The following is a 21,538-nucleotide window of genomic DNA, read 5'->3' on the forward strand; positions in this document are numbered from 1 at the left end:
CAAACCGTTTTATGCCTGTCCCGATTAGGCACGCTTTCAGGCAATTATATCCGGAATCAGATAGTCTTCAAAAACCGAGATCTGATCTTTGATTCCCAACTTCCGTTTTTTCAGGCGCGCAATTTGTAACTGGTCGGTCGATCCCGCCGCCGTCAGTGCATCGATTGCTGCATCCAGATCGCGGTGCTCGCTTCGAAGTGCAGCGAGGCGCTTGCGCATTTCTTCTTCACTCACCGCATGCTCCAGAACCAGATTCGCCAACACTCTATCGCGTAAAACTTCTTATTTGTCGCTTAGCGCAAGCGAGGGGGTTCGCAAGACGGCTTGTTTGTGATTGATTGCAACTTGCCCGGCTCAGCCGTTCAGGCCGAGTCGGTGCGTATCGCCGCAACAGCACAGGAGCATTTGATGGAAACGTCTCACGCAGCCGCCCTTCAGACCAAACATGCCGGTTTGGAAGCCCGCATCCGAGAAGAACAAAAACGGCCGCAACCTAACGAGACAGAAATTCACGCTCTTAAGAAAAAGAAGCTGCGGATCAAGGAAGAGCTCGCCCATATTTAAGCGCTCTCTGCCAGACCTTATTCCTGCATGGCCGCAAATTAACGCTGCCAAGTCATTCCCTTGCAGGGTGATCTGTTCTAGTCGTTTCGCATGACCGCAGCCACCTCCGCACGGACGATCCTCAGCCGCCTTCACGAGGTAATGGCATCGCGCCACCACGCCCAGGGCAAACTAGACCAGGTTGTACAGATTATCGGTGAGGAGCTGGATAGTGAGGTCTGCTCAATCTATCTGCTTCGCGAAGGTGTGCTGGAACTATATGCGACGCGAGGGCTGAACCAGAGCGCCGTGCACGTCACCCGATTGGCAATTGGCGAAGGGCTTACCGGCCAGATAGCTGACCATGTCGAAACGCTCAATCTGGCGGAGGCTGCGGCCCATCCCGACTTTGCGCACCGGCCGGAGACGGGCGAAGATATGTATCATTCCTTTGCCGGCGTGCCGATCGTCAGACGCCAGCGTGCAATCGGTGTGCTCAACGTGCAGCACGCCGACCCGAGAAAGTACGAAGACGTCGAAATAGAAGCTTTGCAGACTGTGGCCATGGTGCTTGCCGAGCTGATTGATAATGCCGGCCTCGTCGATGACGAGGGTAGCGATGCAGCGTCCGGAAAGATGGTGGAATCGCAGAAGCTCGAGGGGTTGGCGCTGGTCAAAGGCCTTGCCAGCGGAACCGCCGTCTATCACCAGCCGCGGATAACCATCGAACATACCGTTGCGGAAGATACCGAAGCGGAACGCCAGCGCGTCTATCTCGCTTTCGACCGGATGCGAGCCCAGATCGAACATATGACCGCACAGGCCGAATTCGGTGTTGGCGGCGAGCATGTCGAGGTTCTCGAAACCTACAAGATGTTCGCTTATGACGAGGGCTGGGGGCGGCGGATCAATGAGGCGATCGACAGCGGTCTGACAGCCGAAGCAGCGATCGAAAGAGTGCAGCAGCATACACGGATGCGGATGCGTGAAATCGGCGATCCGCTCCTGCGTGACAGAATGCATGATCTCGAAGATCTCGCCAACCGTCTGCTACGGATCGTCTCAGGTCAGTTGGGCACGGCAGCGACGAAGGGTCTGCGCGGTGACACTATTCTCATTGCCCGCAATTTAGGGCCGGCTGAACTGCTCGAATATGACAAGCGCCGTTTGAAAGGCGTCATTCTGGAGGAAGGTTCGCTTACCGCACATGTGGTGATCGTGGCTCGGGCAATGGGGATTCCGGTGCTAGGGCAAGTGGGCGGACTGCGCAGCAGTCTGCGTGAGGGCGATCACGTGTTGCTTGATGCGGAACGCGCTTCTGTCACCCTACGTCCCAATCAGACCGTTATCGACACATTCGAAACGCGGTTTGCGAAAAACCGTGAACGGCAGGCAGCATATGCCGCACTTCGCGATGTAGAACCCTTCAGCCGTGATGGTACGCGCATTCACGTGATGATGAATGCCGGTTTGCGCGATGACATGGCGGCTCTCAGCCTGTCGGGTGCTGATGGGATTGGCCTGTTCCGCACCGAATTCCAGTTTCTGGTATCTGCCACGATGCCTTCGCGCGACCGCCAGACACGATTATACCGTGATGTGCTGGACGGGGCTGGATCAAAGCCGGTCATTTTCCGCACGGTGGATATTGGCGGCGATAAGGCGGTGCCGTATCTCAACAGCGAATACACAGCGCGGGAAGAAAATCCGGCGATGGGGTGGCGTGCTTTGCGGCTGTCGCTCGAACGCAGGGGACTGCTGAAGGCACAAGCTCGATCTTTGCTCGAAGCGGCCGCAGGCCGCCAACTCAACGTCATGTTTCCGATGATTTCGGAACCGTGGGAGTTCGATGCCGCCAAAGAAGTCTTCGAAGAACAGATCGCGCATTTGCAGACACAAAGAAAAATGCTGCCGGATTCCATCCGGTACGGTGCGATGCTCGAAGTGCCGTCACTCGCCGAAGTGCTCGATATTCTGATCCCGAAGTTGTCGTTCATCTCGATCGGGACGAATGATCTGACCCAGTTTTTATTCGCCGCCGATCGGGCAAATCCGAAGCTGGCAGAGCGTTATGACTGGCTGAGCCCGGCTATTTTGCGGTTTTTGCGCCGGATCGTCCAGTCCACCATCGGCAGTCAGATCGATGTAACCGTTTGCGGCGAAATGGGCGGTAGGCGGCTTGAAGCACTTGCACTTCTTGGGCTGGGTATTCGCAGGCTATCCATCAGCCCCGCTGCAGTCGGACCGATCAAGGAACTGGTTCGCAAGGTCGATTTGACAGAAATCGGCGATGCGATGAACGGCTGGCTGTTATCGCCGCCGGAAAATATGCGGACAGCGATGCTGGAATGGGCTGAAGAACGCGGGATCGAAACCGACTGACCCGGCGATTTGCACATCTCTCCGCGTGGCGCATGCTTCGTCCCGACTAGCTCTCGGTCCGCCGCACTGTTATCGGCTCATTCAATTGCCTGCTTGACTTAACCTCCCCGCGCATTTCTCATGTACCTCCCTGTGCATGTATCTGACTTTGGAACCGAGATGGCCGATGAAGACGATTTTCGCGAAGAACAGCTGCCCTTGGGCGGAGTAGGCGAGCGTCTGCGCCTCGCCCGAGAGGCCAAAGGCTTAACTGCCGAACAAGTCGCTGCCGAAACCCGCATAAACTCCAGCCATATAGACCTGATTGAAAACGGAAAATTCAAGAAGCTGCCGGGCCGGACATACGCCATCGGATTTTCGCGTAGCTATGCCCGGCTTGTCGGGTTGAACGAGAACGAGATTGCTACCGAGGTCCGCGCGGAACTGGATAATGCGGCGGACGAGGACGGAGGGTCACGTGGCGGCACTTTCGAGCCCGGCGATCCGGGGCGTTCGCCGAGCGCCAAACTCGCATTGTTTTCTGTCTTTGCACTAATCCTGCTGCTTGCGGGCATTTATACATTCTACCGGAGCTACATCAGCCCGGCCGCCGATCTCCCCGCGTTGCAAGACGAGCAGTTGGCTTTGCAGAAAACCCGGCCTGCCAAAGCCGAGCAAGTGCCGGCCGATGGTCTCGCCGTTGGACCGGTGGTGTTCACCTCACTGGAAGATGGGGTCTGGGTTAAATTCTATGATGCCAATGGCAGCCAACTTATGCAAAAACAGATGGCATTGAATGAAACATACACGGTTCCTGCAGACGCCGAAGGCCCGCTTCTATGGACGGGCCGGCCAGACGCGCTGAGCATAACTGTCGGTGGCAAATCCGTGCCCAAACTTGCGGACGACGATGGCATCATGAAGGACATCCCGATAACAGCGGCGGCACTGATCGCGCGCGAAAAAGCCCCAGTGGCAGAGCCTGCCGGAACGCCCGTTGCGGAAGAAAGCCAATAGACTATCCCCCTGCGGGGCATCGCCGATGCTCGACAAGGCGGGAATGCTGCGGCACAAACGCGTTTACCATATTCAGCGAAGGTTCGGTATTTGCCGTTCATCAGCGCAAGCGTAATCTCGGGATGGGAGCTAGAATGAATGCTTAGGTTTGTCGGACGGGCGGGTTTCGGATCATTGGCGGCGCTGGCGGTATTGGCCGGGTCCCCCGCCGTAAGCGCGCAGGATAGCGAGCAGCTTCGCATCCAGAAACTGGAGGCGGAAGTCCGCGCTTTGCAGCGCAAAGTTTTTCCTGGCGGGGCAGGACGATATTTCGAGCCCGAGATCGGCAATTCGCAGAGCGTGCAAGTGCCAATACCAGGCTCGACCAATGCCGTGACGGATATTCTGGTGCGACTTGACGCACTGGAGACACAGCTACAGCGATTGACCTCCCAAACCGAAGAGAACACAAACGGTTTGGGATTGCTTACGGCCCGCCTGACAGCCCTTGAAAGTCCGTCCACCGGCGCGGTAGCGGTGCCCCAAACGGCCCCGCAATCAACCACTCAGGATCCGGTCGTAGCCGCAACGCAGCCGATTCCCGCATCCTCCAGCGAAAATCTGGCAGCCATGACGGGCGGGGCGTCACGCCCCGCGACGGCGGCTGCCACGCCTGTGACAACCGGCCCGACCAGCGCAAGGTTGGCCGCTGTCAGCCAGATAGCCAAGCCTGCAACAGGCGACGCTGCAGATGACGAATATTCTTACGGTTTCCGCCTGTGGGAGGCCGGGTTTTATCCTGAAGCACAGCAGCAATTAAGGCTGTTCCTCGACAAATATCCCAGCCACTGGCGTACAACCTACGGGCGTAACCTGTTGGGCCGTGCGTATCTTGACGACGGGAAGGCGCGCGACGCTGCGCCTTGGTTCCTTCAGAATTATCAATCGGACAAGACAGGCGCGCGCGCCGGAGACAGTCTGCTTTTCCTGGCGCAAACCATGATCGAACTCAAAGACACCAGCCGCGCTTGCATCGCATTATCGGAGTTTGGCGAGACCTATCCAGCGCTTGCCAGCGGCCGCTTGGCCAGTAGCTATCAGGCTAACATCGGCAAAGTTTCCTGCAATTGATACGGCGTTAGAATCCGGTTTGATCGCCCGCTTTCGCTCCGCATTGGAGCGTTGCTGGGACGGTGAGGGGCGCATCGGGCTTGCCGTATCCGGCGGCCCCGACAGCATGGCGATGCTTTGGCTGGCCCATGCGTATATGCCGGACCGGATCGAGGTGGCGACGGTCGATCACGGGTTACGTGCCGAAGCGGCGCAAGAGGCCGCAATGGTCGCACTGTATTGTAAGACGATTGGGATCCCGCACCAAACACTCGCTGTGAAGGTTGCGGGCGGTAATTTGCAAAAAGCCGCGAGGGATGTCCGTTATGCCGCGTTGGACGGCTGGATGGCTGATCGCGGGTTGGCTGTGTTGGCGACAGCACATCATGCCGACGATCAGGCGGAGACATTGTTAATGCGTCTAAACCGGGGCAGCGGTGTCGCGGGGCTGGCCGGTGTACGCGAAGTGGGCAACGTACCGGAAAGCAGCCGGCCGTTGATCCGTCCGCTGCTCGGCTGGCGGCGGGAAGAGTTGGCCTCTGTGTGCAACGCTGCCGGGATCTGCACGACCGATGACCCGTCAAACCGTGATGGTACATTCGACCGTGTGAAAATACGCAATGCTTTGTCAGGCGCAACCTGGCTTGACGTCGAGGCAATTGCAGCAAGTGCAAGCCATTTGGCCGATGCAGATCACGCACTCGATTGGGCGGCGGATATCGAATGGCAGGATTGCATCGAGCGAGGCGGAGAAACGCATATTTACCGACCGACCGCGCCGCGCGCGATCAGACTAAGGGTACTTGGGCGGATTTTTGCGGAATTCGGCAAGACGCCGCGCGGTGCCAGCATCGCGCGTCTGATGGCCGCACTGGAAAATGGTAAGGGCGCCAGCCTGGCCGGTGTGGTCGCCACGTCAAGTCGGGGATTGTGGAATTTCCGCGCCGAGAGCGGGCGACGCAGCGAAGATAACTAAAGGATCGATTCACCGATCGACATCGTTTCGCCCCGTGTAATGATGACTTTGTCACCCCTTTTGGCTGCTGCAAAAACCTTTGCGGCGAATGCATTTGGCGTTCCCACGCAGCCATGGCTGGCATAGCCGTTTTCTACTTGCGAACCATGAATCGCAATCCCGTCCGATGTAAGCCGCAAAGTGTACGGCATCGGGGCGTTATCGTATTTCTCCGAAACGTTATGACGTTCCTTAGAAAGGATCGGGAATGTGCCGAGCGGTGTGGGGTGGTCCTGGGTACCAAGCAGGACCGCCGCCGCACCAATCTCATATCCGCCGCGGAAGACTGAAATAACGCGGGCGTCGAGGTCGACTGTCATCACCAACGGGCCATCAGGCACGCCTTTTTCATCCCAGTGCCACTCGCCATATTTGATCGGGCCGTTGATCGGCAGGATTCGCTTAATGACAAACCGTTCGTCCTTTTCCGGGGAACGGACAGCAGCACCGGGACTGGAGCCGGGTTTCGCCTGGACGACGGGGTCGGATACCATTCCGGGCTGCGGAGACTGTGCAGCGCCCGAACCGGTACCCTCGGCGGGGATCGCTTCGTCCATCGTCAAAACTGGTGCAGCTTTGTTTGCGGTCGGCACATCGCCGGCCACCAAACGTTCCGCTAGGCTTGCGCCGCCAAAAATGATGGCAATCGCGGCGGTCGTTCCACCAATCCATTTGATCATCGGGTCCATGAACTGGATGATGCGCCCAAAGCGCCAAATTTGCCAGCCATCGAAAAACGCCGTCCCTTTGTGGAACGGCGTTATTTCTAAATGTTAACAGGGCCGGATTTTCATCGAGTCCGGCCTAACCGTGCGCGCCGAACTGGTTTGCGATTGCTGCGCTAATTCTCAATGCCAGCTGGTTCGCCTGATCGATGGGATCGATGTATTCGCGGTGCAATGCTGCATATCCTTCTCCGTCGCCATCAGGATAGTCGCTGGGGGCATCCATCGCGAAATCTTCCACGCCCGAAAATCTGGTCGGGAATGCCCGGCGCATCTGGGCCAAGGCATCGTCAATCCGCAAGCTGAAGACCATTTCCAGCACATCTTCGCGGCTGATATCATTGGCCCGGCTAAACGCAGGCATCCCGACAGCTCGCAGGAACATATGCTGGAACAATGCCAGACGCAGCGCCTGCAGCACGCCGATGGCGCGGCGGACATGCTCGCGGTCGTCGAGCGGTTTTTCATCGGGGACCAGAGCAAAAAGGCGGTGCAGCTTTAATGCATCAACACGCAGCCGTGACGCGAGACGGCGAAACACCCCGGTGCGGTCGTCCTTGGTAAGATATTCCGCCAATGCCTCGCACGCATCGGACAAATGGCTTTCGGTCCCGCGATAGGGACGGCTGGCCCAATAGGCGGAATTGAACAATTCGCCATAGGCCGCAACGGTCTTGATACTGGCCAAAGCATTGGATGCGCGGACGAGCCGCATAAGCTGGCGGCCACGCGGCGATTCCTTGAGCAATGCTGCAATATCTTCGTAGTTGCCTTCTGCAGCACTGCCCACACCGGCAATGACATTCACCGGATAGCCAAGCTGCTGGAGCACGGCGTTATGCGGAATTGCCCGAATTTGTCTTAGCGTCATTGCCCGGTCGGCAGCCAGATCGGATTGCCGCCTGGATACCCGGCTGCCTGTTCCATTCAGCATGCCCAGCCCGAAGGCGGTAACTGCCCGCGAATAGGTTCTTGACCGCAAATGCCTGTGCTGGTGCGTCCGAATTGCGCGATAAAAGTCGAGGCTGAGATCGGTGCGGCGGTAAAATTCGTCAACTGGAGCGTCAGTGTCGGTTTCGGCAGGCTTGAGCTGGACTATCCTCGAGAGAGTCGCGAGCGCCAGTTCAGGTGTTGCGAAGAACTGATAACCATCGCCGCCTTGAAAGCTGACCTCGGGTTCGAGATCGATTTCTGCCCGTGCGAACCGGCGGCGCGTCCAGGGCGATAATGGCCATTCGAGGCGGTCGGCAAAGCTGGCGGGATGCGCGCCGCGGCCCATGCTTTCCCCGTGCGTGTTGAATATGAGCGCCGCAACACCGGTCAGGCCGTTGGCCTTCATCGCATCGGCCAAGCGGCCTTGCAGGCGCTCGATAGCGAGGCTGGCGGGGATTTGACCGACAAACCGCCCGGCATCGGAAAAGCCGGTCTGGATGCACACGCGCCCGCGTTTTTCTGCGTATTCGCGGTACGATGGTTCGGCCAATAGCGCATCAAGGAAGCGTCCGCCATGTTCGAGAGCGCTTTCGGTTTCGAACAATGGCGAAACATCGACCTTGTCCTCGATTCCGAATAGTTTGGCAAAATACAGCGATGCCAGGATCGTGGCGGGCTGCTCGCATTCCGCAATCAACATCCGGATCGGTGCATCGGCGTCAATATGTTGCAATATTTGCGCCATCGCCAGAAACTGGCGAATTGCCGTGCTGCTTTCGATCGCCAGCGCGGCGAAATTGGTACGCAGCGGTTGCACCTCATCAAGCATGTGCCTGAGCGTTGCCATTGCGCCGCGGCTGCCAAGATCAAGCGATGCATCGTCATCAATCCGGCGGCGGATACCGTTATGCAGCTGTTTCGCATTGACGCGAAAATGAACCCAGCCAGCGCCGAGCCCGTCTGCGCGCATCGCCGATGTCAGTGTTTTGAGTCCAACCGCCGTGTCCGCGTCACCGCCACGTGCCTCGCTATCAAGTTGGTCAATAATCGGCAAAAGGCTGATCAGCTTGTCCGGATTATCCGCAGTAAGCCGGTTGGCCGCTGCGCTCAGTGCGGCAGGATCGGTCAGGTCTGTCCGAAAGGTTGCGGAATGGCCTGCGGCCTGTTCGCCGGCCGCCCGCAGTTTTTCTATCAGCGGATGATCTGCAATTATCGCTTCCAGACTGTCGGCGTAGCGTTCAACCCGCGCGGCCTTTTCCGCCAGCCTGAAGGCCAGCGACGTGTACCATGCGATGTCTGTTCGCCCGTCCATGTCATATCCGACCCAACTGGCAAATCGTACCGGGGCTGGCGCAAGCGTGTGCCAATCGTCAGGATATTTAGTGCGGGCTGTCCGAAGCACTTCGGTCACGATGGCATCACGGGCGCTGGCTGCATTAGCGATGGCCGACATGGCGCGCTCATGTTCATACTCAAGCGTGATGGCCGGCCTGTCTCCGGGAGCCGCGCAGGACGTATCGTCAATCTCGGCAGCTCGTGATGCCGATGCTGCCACGGCTTGCGACTGAGCATCGGTCATCAGGAAAGTGGGGTGCGCGGTAAAGACGGCGTGTAGCTGCGGGCGCGCCCACTTTTCGCGAAACGCCGCGAAATCACTAGTGTCGCTATTCAGTTCGCCGCGCGACAGGTCTATATTGCTTTGAATCTCAACCGGTTCGACAAGCCGCCTGAGGCGCGTCGCGCGAGATTTCAGCCCGTCGCATTCCAGTTCGGCGACCAAATTCGCCATGTCGGACAAGTCCAGACGCCCTCCTTCAAGTTCTCTGGATAGCTCGAGGCTGAGTTGGAATACGGGGTTGAATATCGGGGTCTCCGCAGTTTGCAGGTGCATTTCCTGCAGGCGGCTGGTCAGGTTTGCCACGGTTTTCATGTTGCGAACGCCGCGGCTTTTCTGGCCGTTTCTGCAACCCCGACATAATCGGATGTCCCGCGCGGTGCGATCCAGCTGCCGCCAACACACAGCACATGGTCCATGCCGAGCCAGTCGGGCGCGGTTTCTGCCGAAATACCACCGGTTGGGCAAAATCGGACCTGACCGAATGGTGCAGCCAGCGCTGCGAGCGCAGGAATCCCGCCGGCGGCGGTCGCAGGGAAAAATTTGAAGTGGGTCAGCCCCAAATCAAGTCCGCGCATGATATCTCCGGCGTTCGCGATGCCCGGCAGAAACGGAACGCCCGTTGCGATAGCAGCCTGGCCCAGCTTGTCGGTCAGACCCGGCGAGACGATAAATTCGCTGCCAGCCTCCAGTGCCTGATCCAATTCGCGCGGATTGGTGACTGTACCGGCACCGACAATCGCACCCTCCACCTCGCGCATCGCCCTGATCACTTCGAGCGCGGCGGGTGTGCGCAAAGTCACTTCGAGAACCCGGAGCCCGCCGCTGACAAGGGCGTGGGCCAGCGGCCGGGCCTGACCGATGTCGTCCACCACCAGAACAGGGATAACCGGTGCTGTGGTCATGATGGCAGCGATATCGGTCATGCGAAGTGTTCCTTGGCGAAAGCAGCGGCGGCGCCGAAGAGGCCCGGCTGGGGATGGATGATCAGTTTGACGGGGATGTCGGACATGAGCCTTTCGAACCGTCCCTTGGCACGGAAACGTTCTGCAAATCCCGATGACAACAGCGTATCACGAATTCGGTAACCTAGCCCTCCGGCGATAACGACCCCGCCAAAGCCGCCTTGGGCCAGCGCAATATCGCCCGCTATGCTACCGAGCGACAGGCAGAACCGGTCAACCGCCGCGCCGGCCAAAGTATCCTGCGAAGACATTCCTCTGGTCCAGATTTCAAGATCGTCTTGGTCGGCGATGGCCCTGCCTTCCATGGCGGCAAGCGTCTGGTAAATGGAGACGATTGCCGGGCCTGCGACAACCCGTTCGACCGATACCCTGTCGTGCCGCTTGCGAAGGCGCGCCAATATGGCATCTTCGATGGAATCCAGCGGGGCGAAATCCATATGGCCTCCTTCGGTGGCCTGAACGCGGTAAGCGCCATTGGGCCCGCGCCAGACATGTGCGACGCCCAGCCCGGTGCCTGGGCCAAGCACAGAGATTGTGCCATCGTCGGTTAGCGGAATGTCTGGACCTGCAAGGTGCATGAAGTGCTGCGGCTCTGCCCGGGCGACCGCGTGACCCACGGCGCCAAAATCATTCACCAGCGCATATCGCGAAACACCGAGCTTTTCCCTGATGCGTGCAGGCCTCAGAATCCACGGGTTGTTGGTGAAGCGGATTACATCGCCGCCGATATGTCCGGCAATTGCAATTGCGACCGCATCGGGCAATTTACCGCCCTGCCGAGACTTGAAATGCTCCCACGCAGTCTGGAAACTGGCATGGTCTTTGGTGTGCAGGGTGTCCGGTTCGCCCAAAGATATTTGGCCATTATCGCCGATCTCAGCGATGGCAAACCGAGCGTGCGTCCCCCCGATATCGACGGTGACAATCTGGGTCACAAACCCGCTCCCGCAAGCACAGCTGAGCCGCCGCGTTCTGCATCATCGGCCCCAGCGCGGAACATCGCGAACAATTCGCGTCCCATACCGGTCGTTTCTTCGGCAGCCGATGCAGGAGAGCGGCCGGTAAGGTCAGCGGTCGTGGCAAGCGTGCCGTCCACCGCGCAAAGCCGCACGATGTCGCCGTCCTGCAAAAAGGACAGCGGGCCGCCGCCAAGCGCTTCGGGCGAACAATGGATCGCCGCGGGTACCCGCCCGCTCGCGCCGGACATACGGCCATCTGTTACAAGCGCAACCTTGTAGCCGCGATCCTGTAAAACGCCCAGCGGTGGGGTTAGCGCGTGGAGTTCGGGCATTCCGTTGGCGCGTGGCCCCTGAAACCGCACCACGACGACCACATCACGGTCAAGTTCGCCCTTTTTGAACGCCTCGGCCACAGCCTGCTGGGTAGAGAACACACGGCACGGTGCCTCCACCGTGTAACGTTCGCGGCCGATCGCACTGGTTTTGAAACAGGCACGACCGAGATTGCCCTGCACCAGCCGCATCCCGCCATCAGCATGAAAAGGATTTGCAACCGTTCGTAGCATGGCGTCGTCAGCACTTGCGCCGATATCGCGCCAAACCAGGCTGTCGCCATCGAGGCCCGGCTCCTTGGCATAGTCGGCCAGACTGCTGCCACCGACGGTCAGTATGTCAGCGTGCGCGAGCCCGTTTTCCAGCAATTCGCCGATGATATATCCAATCCCGCCCGCATTGTGGAAATGGTTCACATCGCCCGGGCCATTAGGATAAACGCTGGCGAGCAGCGGCACTGCACCGGACAGCTCGGAAATATCCGTCCAGTCGATCTGGACACCCGCTGCCCGCGCCATCGCGGGAATGTGGATCGCATGGTTCGTCGAACCGCCGGTGGCGAGCAGGCCAACCGCGGCATTGATGATCGCTTTTTCGTCGACGCAGCGGCCCAGCGGGCGATAATCGCTGCCGCCGTGACCGATAGCCACCACGCGGTGGACAGCTTCCCGGTCCAGAGCCTGACGCAGCTTCGTGCCCGGCTGGATGAAGGCGGCACCGGGCAGGTGCAGCCCCATCAATTCCATCATCATCTGGTTCGAGTTGGCCGTACCGTAAAATGTGCAAGTTCCGGGCGAATGGTAACTTGCGCTTTCACTTTCCAGCAAATCGGCCCGCGTTGCCTTGCCTTCTGCATATAGCTGCCGAACCTGCTGCTTTTGTTTATTGGGAAGGCCGGACGGCATCGGCCCGCTTGGCACAAAGATCGCCGGCAGATGGCCAAACCTTAGCGCACCGATCAGAAGGCCGGGGACGATTTTGTCACAAATACCCAGCATCAACATGCCGTCATACATCGCATGGCTCAGTGCGATACCGGTACTTAGCGCAATAACATCGCGGCTGAACAGCGACAGTTCCATACCATCTTCGCCCTGGGTGACCCCGTCGCACATCGCCGGCGTTGCCCCGGCGACCTGCGCTGTCGCACCAATTTCGCGCGCGTAAACTTTAAGGCGTTCGGGGTATCGGCCGTAGGGCTGATGGGCGGAAAGCATATCGTTGTAGGCAGAGACAATCCCGATGTTTGGTCCGGCCAAGGTTTTCAAAGCCAGCTGGTCAACCTGCGCACCAGCGAAAGCATGGGCCAGATTGCTGCAGCTGACCGAGGAGCGGTCCGGCTGATTTTGCAGTCCGCGTTCAACCGTTTCGATATAGCGCCTTCGCGAATCCCGCGATTTGTCGATGATCCTCTGCGTGACCTTGACAAGAGTTGGGTGCAGTTCATTCATTCCAGGTCACCCCGTCACGTTCAGCCAGTGCGATTGCCGAACTCGGGCCCCAGCTCCCGGCAGTATAGGTTTTTGGCTCCTGCGATTGGTCCGACCATACGGAACGGATAGCGTCGATCCATTCCCACTGCGCCTCCACCTCGTCGCGGCGGACGAATAACGTCTGGTCACCGACCACCAGATCCAGCAACAGCCGCTCATAAGCGATCCGGCGGTGCTTGCCGGAAAAGGCATCAGGCATGGTTATATCGAGCGGAATGCTGCGCAAGCGGATGCCATCACGGTCCAGCCCGGGCACCTTGGCCATCAGGGAAAGGCTGACATTTTCCTCAGGCTGGATGCCGATTACCAGTCTGTTTGGCCTCATCTTCGCGCCTTTTTCGGCAAATATCGAATGCGGGACGCAGCGGAACTGTACAACAATCTCGGTCACACGGCGGGGCAGGCGCTTGCCCGTGCGCAGGTAAAACGGAACACCTTTCCAGCGCCAATTATCGACATGCGCCTTGATCGCGACAAATGTTTCGGTGTCCGAATTCTTGCCAAGTTCATCGTCATACCCCGGCACCGCGCTGCCATTAACCGCGCCGGCGCGATATTGCCCGGTCACAGTTTGTGCGTCTTCGACGGGGCGCAGTGCGCGCAATACCTTCACCTTTTCATCGCGGACGGCAGTTGCATCGAAATTGCCTGGAGGTTCCATTGCAACCAGCGCAAGCAATTGCAGCATATGGTTCTGGACCATATCGCGCAGCGCGCCCGCATCGTCATAAAATGCCACGCGTCCTTCAAGGCCGACAGTTTCAGCAACGGTGATCTGGACATGATCGATATGTGCCGCGTTCCACAACGGTTCGAACATGATGTTCGCAAACCGTAGCGCGAGCAGGTTCTGGACCGTTTCCTTGCCCAGATAGTGATCGATCCGGAAAATGCGGTCCTCGGTGAAGGCCGCAGCGACCGCGTTATTTATTTCGCAGCTTGAAGCCAGATCGGTGCCAAGCGGCTTTTCGAGGCCGATGCGAACCTTGTCACCGGTGAGCCCGCTTTGCTGCAATCCTTCGATCGTGGGTTTGAACAGGCCGGGTGCAGTAGAAAGAAAGATTGCCAAGCCTTCACCTGGCTTGCCGACCTTGTCCGCAAGTTCTTCAAATCCATCGAGCGTGGTGGCGTCGAGTGGCTGGTATCTCAGGCGATTGAGAAATTGCGCCACGCTGCCGCGGCGGTCTGCGGGCATGTATTTCTCGAGCGCTTCCCGGGCTAGATTACGATACCCGGCGTCATCAAATTCGGACCGGGCGGTACCGATAATTCGCAATTCCGGATGGAGAAGTCCGTCTGCTTCGAGTGCGCAAAGCGATGGCAGCAGCATACGCTGAGCCAGGTCACCTGTCGCCCCGAACAGAAGCAAGCGGTCGGCCGTGAAATTCATGCGCGAAACCTTTCAGTCAGACGGGTCTGATTGGAGCGGCTTCAAGGCTATGCGACAGCGCGGCGAATGTCACGGATTGCCGCTCTTAATACGAATGCACAAGTTGTGCGTCAGCTTGTTACAGAAACTTCCTTGTAGATAAGCTCTGCCATTCCGAAGGTTGTCATGAAGCTGACGTCAGCCGCATCTCTCCCGACCCCGATTTTTACCGTTTCATCCGCATCAGCCATTCCGGTCGCATCGACCAATTGCCATGTCCCGCCAACGCCGTCTGAATCGGCGAGAAACACCTCAGCCACCGCATGGAAATCCGGGGGTTCTACACCAGGGGCAAAAACGCTGCAATAGCGTGCTGGAAAACCTGCCGCACGCGCCAGCGTAACCATCACATGGGTGTAGTCGCGGCAGACGCCGCGCCGTTCCACAAAACTGTCAAGTGCTGTGGTTTCAGGGCTTGAACTACCCGGCACATAGGTAAAATGGCTTTCGATCCAGTCGCGCATTGCGGCAATCTTTGCGCCGCCTTCCACGCCGCCAAATTCCGCTTGGACAAAGGGTTGGAACTTGTCGGCCTGACAATAGCGGGAATCGAGCAGATACTGGATCGTTTCACCGGGCAATTCGTGCGGTGCCATGCGTGCCAGAGTGGCGAGATCGGGAATTTTGCGTTCGACCTGCACTTCGGCATCGTAATCAATCGCATATTTGCCATTAATTCTCAGCATCAGGCGATTGCCGATATCGTCCTGCGCCGGAACGCGCACGCAGTGGTCCGACCTGCCCAGTTTTGTTTCGCTGGAAATAATCCGCTGTTCGGGAATTGCCGCAGCTTCAAACTGCAGCATGGTGTCAGTAGGTTCTGACAATTCAAGCGATAATCGGACGGATATTTTTACTGTCATGAGCGGGCAACGGGCGGCGGGCCGCATCGTTTCACGAAATTACGCCGAATAAATCATGGGCATCGGAATCTTCGATGTGGACGTCGACGAAATCTCCAGCCGAAAGCGTTGCAGGCACATTCCGCAGAAAGACATTGCCGTCGATTTCGGGAGCATCGGCCTGGCTACGCCCGGTGGCGCCAACGTCTCCGTCCTCGTCTGCCTCTCCTACGTCATCTATGATAACCGGCAGGATCTTACCGATTTTTGCCGTCAATTTGGCCGCGCTGATCCGTGCAGTAACTTCCATCAGCCGGGCGTAGCGTTCTTCCTTGATGTCTTCGGCGACCGGATTGGGGAGAGCATTGGCCTGTGCGCCTGCAACAGGTTCAAAACGGAACGCGCCCACTCTGTCGAGCTGCGCTTCTTCCAGCCAGTCGATCAGATATTTGAAATCATCTTCGGTTTCGCCGGGGAAGCCGACGACGAAACTGGATCGCACAGCAATTTCAGGACAGATTTCACGCCAGCTTTTCAGTCGTTCCAGCACCTTGGCTTCGTTCGCCGGACGTTTCATTGCCCTGAGGACAGACGGAGATGCGTGTTGGAACGGTATGTCCAGATAGGGGGTCAACAATCCTTCAGCCATCAGCGGGATGACCGCATCGACGTGCGGGTACGGGTAAACATAGTGCAGACGCGTCCACGGGGTCTGGCCTTCAGGTGTCTGCAATTGTCCGAGTTCGCGCGCCAGGTCGGTCATGTGCGCGCGAACTTGGCGGCCCTTCCACGGTTTTGGCTCGTGGCGCGTGTCGACCCCGTAAGCGGAAGTGTCCTGCGAAATGACCAGCAATTCTCTGGTGCCCGCAGCGACGAGCTTTTCTGCCTCGCGCAGCACCGCATCAATCCGCCGACTGGCGAGTTTGCCGCGCAGGTCGGGGATGATGCAGAACGCGCAAGAATGGTTGCAGCCTTCGGAAATTTTCAGATAACTGTAATGGCGCGGTGTCAGTTTGATATCGGGCTGCGGGATCAGATCGACATACGGACCCTGCGAGGGCGGTGCAACCTCGTGGACAGCCTCGACCACATCTTCATATTGGTGGGCGCCGGTTATAGCCAGAACTTGCGGATGCGCAGCGCGAATGGCGTCTGCATCATCACCCATGCACCCGGTGACGATTACCCGGCCGTTTTCAGCAATTGCTTCACCGATTGCTGCAAGGCTTTCTTCCTTGGCGCTATCAAGAAATCCGCAAGTGTTCACCAGAACTACATCGGCACCGGCGTAATCCGGGCTCATCGCATAGCCGTCAGCGCGCAGCCGCGTCAGGATCCGCTCGCTATCAACCAATGCCTTGGGGCAGCCGAGCGAGACCAGGCCGATCTTTTTCTGATCGGGAAGGGTGGTTGTAATATCCGTCATTATGCGGCGCGCCCTACACCCGTTGGCAGCTTTGCGCTATACCGCAGTCGGGCCTGGGTAGTTCGGGGAGAAAATCGGGTGTTCGATGTAAATTGGTTGACGATCGTACTGGGCGCTGCAGCAGGCTTCCTCGTAGGCGGCCTTTGGTACGGCCCGGTCATGGGAAAAAAATGGATGGGCGCGGTCGGGCTGACGGAAGAACAAATCAAACAAGGTAATGTAGGCCTGATTTACGGTCTGACTTTCGCATTTTCGCTGCTCGCAAGCTGGACGCTCGCCCATACCTACGCAAGTTACGCTTATGAAATCGGCTTTTCCGGCAAGGTAATGCTATCCTGGGGTGTTGCTGCGGGGTTCGTCATACCGGCACTGGGAACCAATTATCTGTTTTCCCAGAAGAGCAAAACACTGTTTTTCATCGACGCCGGCTACTGGATGTTGTTTTATCTCGCGATGGGCGCTGTCCACGCCTGGCTAGGCTGAAAATTCAGTCTTGCCCCTCTCCGTCACCGTGTGAATTGCCGTTTGGCGTCGGGACGATTTCAACGATGATATCGCCTGCCTGAAGATTTGTGCAGGCATCTTCCCAGAAGCCGAGTGCTTTTCCCTGGCGGTAAACCCGCAGACCACGCCCGCCGGACTTGAGCTCGGTTATCGAGCCGCCAAACTCTTCTTCGGTAATTTCGCGTTCGACCAGTTGGACGCGGCCCGTGACAGAAGCGAGGTCGGCGAGATATTCGGCAATATGCGCCCCTTTTGCGGAACCGGCGAGCAGTAGGCCGGTAAACCGAACAGGATTGATTACATTGTTTGCGCCGGCTTGGCGGGCAAGCAGTTCATTATCATTAGCGCGTACGACTACGCTGATCGGAACGTCAGGCGCCATGTGGCGCACCGTTAGCACCAGCAGAATCGAAGTATCGTCCCGGCCCGCACTGACCAGCACATTCTTGGCTTTGTCGATACGCACCGCTCTCAGTGTCTGGTCACGTGTGGCGTCTCCCACCATCACGTTGCAGCCCAGCGATTCCGCTTCTGCCAATCGCTCTTCGCTAGGGTCAATCACGACGATGTCGCTGGGGTCTGTGCCGCGTTCTATCAGTTCGCCGACCGCTTCCGACCCGCTGACACCGAAGCCAAGGACGACCAGATGTCCCTCGAGCTGTTCCTGAATGCGGGACATGCGATATTTCTCCCAACTGTGCTTGATAATGAAATTATAGGCGGTGCCCACGAAAATGAAGAACACAGCGAAGCGGATAGGCGTCACGATGACCGCTTCGACCAGCCTGGCGCGGTCACTGATGGGGGCGATATCGCCAAACCCGGTCGTGGTGATAGAAATCATCGTGAAATAGACGACATCGAGAAAGCTGATTTCGCCATCGAGATTGTCGACAAGTCCGCTGCGGTCCCACCAGTGGATCATCACAACGACCGTGATCAGGAAAAGCGCCAGCCCGAGGCGGATGCCCAGATCAGCCCATACCGGGACTTTCAGCCCCCGTCTGAGCGGCTGGAAACCAGAGCCGCGATATGCGCGCGGCACTTTTCGTTTAGGCAACATTCCTTTCGGAGTAGGCATCAAACCCATCAGCCTTCGGTCCGTTTTGGCAATTTGGGAGCCGGATTCACCGGCTTGCCGTGCTTGCGGATTTCAAAGTGCAGTTCGGGCCTCGTGGCAACTCCAGCGTTGCCGGCCAGCCCCAGCCGTTCGCCCGCACGGATCGTCTCGCCTTTTGTTACTGTGATTCTCGACAAATGCCCGTAAGCGGTGTGCCAGCCGCGCCCATGATCGATCACCACCAGGCGGCCAAAGCGGGCCGGTTCAGCGCCGGCGAATATGACAGTGCCGGTCGCTGCCGCGCGAACCATGTCACCCGTCTTAGCTTCGAAATCGATCCCATCGTGCCCCCCGCCTGCGGCCTTTCGTTGGAAACCAGACATAACCCGGCCATCGTGCGGACGCCGGAAATAGGGTTCTTCCGGTGTATCCGGGATCGGAATCGAAGCCATGCGTTCGGCCGAAATGACCGCCGGGATAATCAACTTCTGCCCTGTCCGGATTGCTCCGGTTTCCTTCAATCCATTTGCAATCGATAGCTGGGAAAACGGGACGTGATACTTGCGAGCAATCCCCATCGCAGTCTCGCCGGATCTGACCGTGTGTGTTCGTTGGCGCGGTATGAAAAGTTTCTGGCCCTTTTTCACCGAATAAGGTTCGGTCAGGCCGTTTGCCGCAGCTATCGCCGCCAATGAAACGCCGCTGCGGTTGGCTATCCCGCCGAGCGTTTCACCCGCCTTCACAACGTGTTCGGTTTCCGTCGCCGGATCACCCGCAGCGACCAGCAGAAGCGCAGCCATGGCAATGGCGAGGCGTTTCATGAGGCGTACCTTTCGCTGAGCGAGGCCAGCGATGCCTCGTGCGTCAATTCAGGCCTTAGCGGCGTGACCGCAATGTAACCATCTGCAATCGCTTCCAGATCAGTGCCGTGGTCCGGCGTATGCTCAATCGCGTGGAGCCCGAACCAGTAATATTTCAGCCCGCGCGGATCGCGCCCTTCGACAACCGAACCACGCGAATAATCATGGAAGCCCTGTTTGACTACGCGGACGCCCTTTACGTCCATTGCCGCCCGCGGCGGGAAATTGATATTGACCAGCGAGCGTTCTGCAAAATTCATGTCAAGCAGCGGACGAAGCACTTTCTCGCCCCAAGCGCGGGCTGCGGCAAAATCATCCGGCCCTCCATCGCGGCTGAGAACCTGGCTTAATGCGATCGACCGAATACCCGCAAGCGCGCCTTCCATTGCCGCCGATACTGTGCCCGAATAAGTGATGTCATCGCCCAGATTGGCGCCGCGATTGACGCCCGACAGGATCAGGTCGGGCGGCGCATCGAACACAGTCCTCAACCCCAGCATGACCGCGTCAGTCGGAGTGCCTGTGACAGCAAAGCGTTTTTCGCCTTGCTTGCGCAGCCTGACAGGCTCGTTCAGCGTTAGCGAGTGACCGGCACCCGACTGTTCTTCAGCGGGCGCACAGATCCACACATCGTCGCTGATTGTGCGGGCAATTTCCTCGAGCACTGCGAAGCCCGGCGCATTTATCCCGTCGTCATTGGTGAGCAGAACGCGCATTATACGGCAGGCTCCAGTCTGGTTATTCCGCCCATATAGGGCGCGAGCACATCCGGCACTGTGACGGAACCGTCAGCCTGTTGGTAGTTTTCAATTACTGCAACCAAAGTGCGGCCTACCGCAAGCCCCGATCCATTCAGCGTATGCGGGAAGACAGTCTTTTTTTCGCCCTCGGGCTTGAAGCGCGTATTCATGCGTCGCGCCTGAAAATCGCCAGTGTTGGAGCATGACGAAATCTCTCGGAAGGCATTCTGACCGGGTAGCCACACCTCCAGATCATAGGTCTTGCGAGCGCCAAACCCCATATCGCCCGTGCAAAGCAGCACTTTACGATAGGGCAGGGCCAACGCTACCAGAACACCTTCGGCCGCTCTGGTCATACGCTCATGTTCGGCTTCGCTGTCCTCCGGTTTTACGATGCTGACCAGTTCGACTTTCTCGAACTGGTGTTGCCGGATGAAACCGCGTGTGTCCTTGCCCGCTGAACCGGCTTCGCTGCGAAAGCATTGTGTGAGTGCAGTCATGCGGATGGGTAGCGTGGTCGTGTCCAGAATCTGGTTTTGCGAAGAAGCTGTCAAACTCACTTCGGCGGTCGGGATGAGCCAATGACCGTCGGTTGTCTGAAAGGAATCCTCTGAGAACTTGGGTAATTTGTCGGTGCCATACATGGCCCGGTCCAGCACCAGCACGGGCGGGGCGCATTCGGTATATCCGTTCACGCCCGATTGGCGGTCGAGCATAAATTGTCCGATTGCCCTGTGCAATCGCGCCATCTGGCCACGCAGAAATGTAAATCGGGCACCCGAAAGGCTTGCCCCGGTTTCGAAATCCATACCCAGCGCGGGCCCGATATCTGCGTGCTCCATGGGCGCAAAGTCAAAATTGCGCTTGTCGCCCCAGATCGAGACTTCGACATTGTCAGCCTCATCTTCGCCATCCGGCACGTCATCAGCTGGCAGGTTGGGTAATCGGGCAAGCAAATCGAACAGCCTGGCGCCGATTTCTTTTTCTTCAGCCTCCAGCGCGGGCATCGTCTGCTTTAATTCTGCAACCTCGGCTTTCAGTCTGTCTGCCGTCGCTTTGTCGCCTTTACCCATTGCTGCGCCGATGGCCTTGCTGGCTTCGTTCCGGCGGGCTTGCCCCTCTTGCACCTTCGTAGATAGCGCGCGGTGCGCTGCGTCCAATTCGATGATAGTGGCTGAAATCGGCTCCGTTCCGCGGCGGGAAAGGGCGGCGTCGAACGTTTCGGGGTTGTCCCGGATATATTTGAGGTCGTGCATTGCGCCGAGGCTATGGAATAGTTCGCGCGCAACCTCAAGCAGATGCATCCTTGCCGCCGCAATCAAGCCGTGTTCAAATGCGCCAGTGGCAAATGGCACCGATCCTCCGGCAATCCGCCCCGCAGTGCATTTCGTCAGCTTTCGTGATGATCGTTATTGGAACGCAGTGCTGGTTTGGGGGCGGCCAGATTTTATCCACCCGACATGGGATCGCTACGCTGCCGCGGAGGTTGCTGGCTGCGATACCGTCATTTTCGCAACGGGCGAACATGACCGCAAGCCGCGCAGCTTTTCGACTAACGGACGGCGCGACCGGCGCCAGCGAAATTTCGAGGAACCATCATGACGCCAAGCCGTTCTATCCGCCAAAGGA

20 protein-coding genes are annotated in these 21,538 nt (G+C 58.2%); 7 read left to right on the forward strand and 13 right to left on the reverse strand.

Annotated features, from left to right (window positions below):
• Positions 1-36: 36 nt before the first annotated feature.
• Positions 37-234: a YdcH family protein gene (locus WFP06_RS02990; protein WP_336987612.1), complete on the reverse strand. Its 198-nt coding sequence runs from the start codon at positions 232-234 to the stop codon at positions 37-39.
• Between the two features lie 96 nt (positions 235-330).
• Between WFP06_RS02990 and WFP06_RS02995 the strand changes: the two genes are divergently transcribed.
• The 5 genes from WFP06_RS02995 to tilS all read left to right on the forward strand — a co-directional run bounded on the left by WFP06_RS02995 (position 331) and on the right by tilS (position 5,986).
• Positions 331-564: a YdcH family protein gene (locus tag WFP06_RS02995; protein ID WP_336987613.1), complete on the forward strand. Its 234-nt coding sequence runs from the start codon at positions 331-333 to the stop codon at positions 562-564.
• Positions 565-654: 90 nt separating this feature from the next.
• Positions 655-2,925, forward strand: a complete 2,271-nt coding sequence (ptsP, locus tag WFP06_RS03000; protein ID WP_336985762.1) for a phosphoenolpyruvate--protein phosphotransferase — start codon at positions 655-657, stop codon at positions 2,923-2,925.
• 120 nt (positions 2,926-3,045) lie between these two features.
• On the forward strand, positions 3,046-3,921 hold the full coding sequence (locus WFP06_RS03005) for a helix-turn-helix domain-containing protein (RefSeq protein WP_336985763.1): 876 nt from the start codon (positions 3,046-3,048) through the stop codon (positions 3,919-3,921).
• 138 nt (positions 3,922-4,059) lie between these two features.
• Positions 4,060-5,031, forward strand: a complete 972-nt coding sequence (locus WFP06_RS03010; RefSeq protein ID WP_336985764.1) for a tetratricopeptide repeat protein — start codon at positions 4,060-4,062, stop codon at positions 5,029-5,031.
• Between the two features lie 19 nt (positions 5,032-5,050).
• On the forward strand, positions 5,051-5,986 hold the full coding sequence (gene tilS / locus WFP06_RS03015; RefSeq protein ID WP_336985765.1) for a tRNA lysidine(34) synthetase TilS: 936 nt from the start codon (positions 5,051-5,053) through the stop codon (positions 5,984-5,986).
• Here tilS and WFP06_RS03020 read toward each other — a convergent pair.
• The 8 genes from WFP06_RS03020 to rimO form a co-directional block, all read right to left on the reverse strand.
• Positions 5,983-6,714 (reverse strand): L,D-transpeptidase family protein, encoded by a 732-nt coding sequence (locus WFP06_RS03020; protein WP_336985766.1) that lies wholly within the window; start codon positions 6,712-6,714, stop codon positions 5,983-5,985. The two genes, tilS and WFP06_RS03020, sit on opposite strands and share 4 nt — an antisense overlap.
• 115 nt (positions 6,715-6,829) lie before the next feature.
• A complete protein-coding gene (locus tag WFP06_RS03025) occupies positions 6,830-9,613 on the reverse strand; it encodes a phosphoenolpyruvate carboxylase (protein ID WP_336985767.1) in 2,784 nt (927 codons plus the stop codon).
• On the reverse strand, positions 9,610-10,224 hold the full coding sequence (gene eda / locus WFP06_RS03030; protein WP_336985768.1) for a bifunctional 4-hydroxy-2-oxoglutarate aldolase/2-dehydro-3-deoxy-phosphogluconate aldolase: 615 nt from the start codon (positions 10,222-10,224) through the stop codon (positions 9,610-9,612). Before eda ends, WFP06_RS03025 begins: the two co-directional genes overlap by 4 nt.
• Entirely contained in the window at positions 10,221-11,198 is a 978-nt protein-coding gene (gene glk, locus WFP06_RS03035; RefSeq protein ID WP_336985769.1) for a glucokinase, read from the reverse strand. Before glk ends, eda begins: the two co-directional genes overlap by 4 nt.
• Positions 11,195-13,006, reverse strand: a complete 1,812-nt coding sequence (gene edd, locus WFP06_RS03040) for a phosphogluconate dehydratase (RefSeq protein ID WP_336985770.1) — start codon at positions 13,004-13,006, stop codon at positions 11,195-11,197. Before edd ends, glk begins: the two co-directional genes overlap by 4 nt.
• The gene (gene zwf, locus WFP06_RS03045) at positions 12,999-14,438 is read right to left on the reverse strand and encodes a glucose-6-phosphate dehydrogenase (protein WP_336985771.1); all 1,440 of its coding nucleotides are present in this window, start codon (positions 14,436-14,438) and stop codon (positions 12,999-13,001) included. Before zwf ends, edd begins: the two co-directional genes overlap by 8 nt.
• Before the next feature lie 110 nt (positions 14,439-14,548).
• Complete coding sequence (locus WFP06_RS03050; protein WP_336985772.1) at positions 14,549-15,283, reverse strand: transglutaminase-like domain-containing protein; 735 nt, start codon at positions 15,281-15,283, stop codon at positions 14,549-14,551.
• Positions 15,284-15,371: 88 nt separating this feature from the next.
• A complete protein-coding gene (gene rimO, locus WFP06_RS03055) occupies positions 15,372-16,745 on the reverse strand; it encodes a 30S ribosomal protein S12 methylthiotransferase RimO (RefSeq protein ID WP_336985773.1) in 1,374 nt (457 codons plus the stop codon).
• 78 nt (positions 16,746-16,823) lie between these two features.
• On the opposite strand from rimO, the gene WFP06_RS03060 reads away from it, so the two are divergent.
• On the forward strand, positions 16,824-17,228 hold the full coding sequence (locus tag WFP06_RS03060; protein WP_336985774.1) for a DUF1761 domain-containing protein: 405 nt from the start codon (positions 16,824-16,826) through the stop codon (positions 17,226-17,228).
• A gap of 4 nt (positions 17,229-17,232) precedes the next feature.
• Here WFP06_RS03060 and WFP06_RS03065 read toward each other — a convergent pair whose 3' ends face one another.
• The 4 genes from WFP06_RS03065 to serS are packed head-to-tail and all read right to left on the reverse strand — an operon-like array spanning position 17,233 to position 21,165.
• Complete coding sequence (locus WFP06_RS03065) at positions 17,233-18,312, reverse strand: potassium channel family protein (protein ID WP_336987614.1); 1,080 nt, start codon at positions 18,310-18,312, stop codon at positions 17,233-17,235.
• A 26-nt stretch (positions 18,313-18,338) separates the two neighbouring features.
• Positions 18,339-19,130: a M23 family metallopeptidase gene (locus WFP06_RS03070; RefSeq protein WP_336985775.1), complete on the reverse strand. Its 792-nt coding sequence runs from the start codon at positions 19,128-19,130 to the stop codon at positions 18,339-18,341.
• Positions 19,127-19,885, reverse strand: a complete 759-nt coding sequence (gene surE, locus WFP06_RS03075; protein WP_336985776.1) for a 5'/3'-nucleotidase SurE — start codon at positions 19,883-19,885, stop codon at positions 19,127-19,129. The genes WFP06_RS03070 and surE overlap by 4 nt, the downstream gene beginning before the upstream one ends.
• The gene (gene serS / locus WFP06_RS03080) at positions 19,885-21,165 is read right to left on the reverse strand and encodes a serine--tRNA ligase (RefSeq protein WP_336985777.1); all 1,281 of its coding nucleotides are present in this window, start codon (positions 21,163-21,165) and stop codon (positions 19,885-19,887) included. The genes surE and serS overlap by 1 nt, the downstream gene beginning before the upstream one ends.
• A gap of 85 nt (positions 21,166-21,250) precedes the next feature.
• On the opposite strand from serS, the gene WFP06_RS03085 reads away from it, so the two are divergent.
• The gene (locus WFP06_RS03085; protein ID WP_336985778.1) at positions 21,251-21,511 is read left to right on the forward strand and encodes a hypothetical protein; all 261 of its coding nucleotides are present in this window, start codon (positions 21,251-21,253) and stop codon (positions 21,509-21,511) included.
• The last annotated feature ends 27 nt before the right edge of the window (positions 21,512-21,538 follow it).

This window comes from Altererythrobacter aquiaggeris (assembly GCF_037154015.1).
GTDB classification, from domain to species: Bacteria; Pseudomonadota; Alphaproteobacteria; order Sphingomonadales; family Sphingomonadaceae; genus Aestuarierythrobacter; species Aestuarierythrobacter aquiaggeris.